A 1551-nucleotide genomic window follows, 5' to 3' on the forward strand; every position below is an offset into this window, starting at 1 on the left:
TGTTGTCGGTGTCCGAGCGTGAGTTGTTGGTGCCGGTGCGTGGTGGTGTGTCGGTGGTGGGGCGGTTGTTGCCGGAGATTTTGTCTTCTGCGGTGGGTGTTGCGGGTGTGGATGCGACGGCGTTGGTGTGTGGTGGGGTGTCGGTGTCGTATGGGGAGTTGGATGTTCGGTCTTCGCGGTTGGCGCGGTTGTTGATCGGTCGTGGTGTGGGTGTGGGTTCGTTTGTGGCGTTGGGGTTGCGGCGTTCGGTGGAGTCGGTGGTTGCGGTGTGGGCGGTGGCGAAGGCTGGTGGTGCGTTTTTGCCGGTGGATCCGTCGTATCCGGTGGATCGTATTGCTCATATGTTGTCCGATTCTGGTGCTGTAGTGGGGATTACCGCGGTCGAGCATGTATCGGGTTTGAGCCAGGCGGGCGGTGGGGTGTCGTGGATCGTTCTGGACGATGAGTCGACCGTACGAGAACTCGATGATCTTTCAGCCGAGCCGGTTTCCGATGGTGATCGGTTGGGTTCGGTTCGTCTCGATGATGCTGCGTACCTGATTTATACGTCGGGTTCGACGGGTGTGCCGAAGGGTGTGGTGGTCACTCATCGGGGTTTGGCGAATTTGGCTGAGGTGGAACGTGTTCGGTTCGGGGTGACTCCTGTTTCGCGTACGTTGTCGTTTGCGTCGCCGAGTTTCGATGCGTCGGTGCTCGAGTTGGTGTTGGCGTTCTGTGGTGGTGCGACGATGGTGATTGCTCCGACCGATGTTTTCGGCGGTGTCGAGCTTGCGCAGTTGCTGCGGGAGGAGAAGATCACGCACGCCTTTGTGACGCCGGCGGCGTTGGCGTCGGTGGATCCGGCCGGTCTCGATTCGCTTGCAGTGGTGGCGACCGGTGGTGATGCTTCGGGTTCTGATTTGGTCGATCGTTGGGCGCCGGGTCGGTTGATGTTCAATGCGTATGGTCCGACGGAGGCGACGGTGTTTGCGTCGTTGAGTGCGCCGATGTCGCCGGGTGTTCCGGTTGATATCGGTTCTCCGGTGTTGGGTTTTGCTGTGGTGGTGTTGGATTCGCGTTTGCAGCCGGTGCCGGTGGGTGTTGTGGGTGAGTTGTATTTGGCTGGTCCTGGGTTGGCGCGTGGTTATCATGATCGGTTGGGTTTGACGGCGGAGCGGTTTGTTGCGGCGCCGTTTTCGGTTGTGGGGGAGCGGATGTATCGCACGGGTGATGTGGTGCGGTGGAATGGTTCTGGGGTTTTGGAGTATGTGGGGCGTTCTGATTTTCAGGTGAAGGTTCGTGGTTTCCGGATCGAGTTGGGTGAGATCGATGCGGTGATTGCGGCGTTGCCGGAGATCGATTTCGTGACGACGGTGGGTGTCGATGGTCCTACGGGGGCGACGATTTTGGTGTCGTATGTGTTCGGTGTGGTGGGTGGGGTGGTCGATGTCGATGTGGTGCGTGATCAGGTGGTGTCGGTGTTGCCGGCGCATATGGTTCCGTCGGTGTTTGTGGTGTTGGATTCGATTCCGTTGACTCCGGCGGGTAAGTTGGACCGCCGAGCGCTACCCA

The 1551-nt window shown here is 59.6% G+C and carries 1 protein-coding gene; it reads left to right on the forward strand.

Going from position 1 to position 1551, the window contains the following annotated elements; genetic code table 11:
• Window positions 1-1551: amino acid adenylation domain-containing protein (locus H2510_RS20520; protein ID WP_186630122.1), on the forward strand; the 1551-nt coding region annotated here is incomplete at both ends.

It is taken from the genome of Rhodococcus sp. BP22, from assembly GCF_014281965.1.
Lineage (GTDB): Bacteria > Actinomycetota > Actinomycetes > Mycobacteriales > Mycobacteriaceae > Rhodococcoides.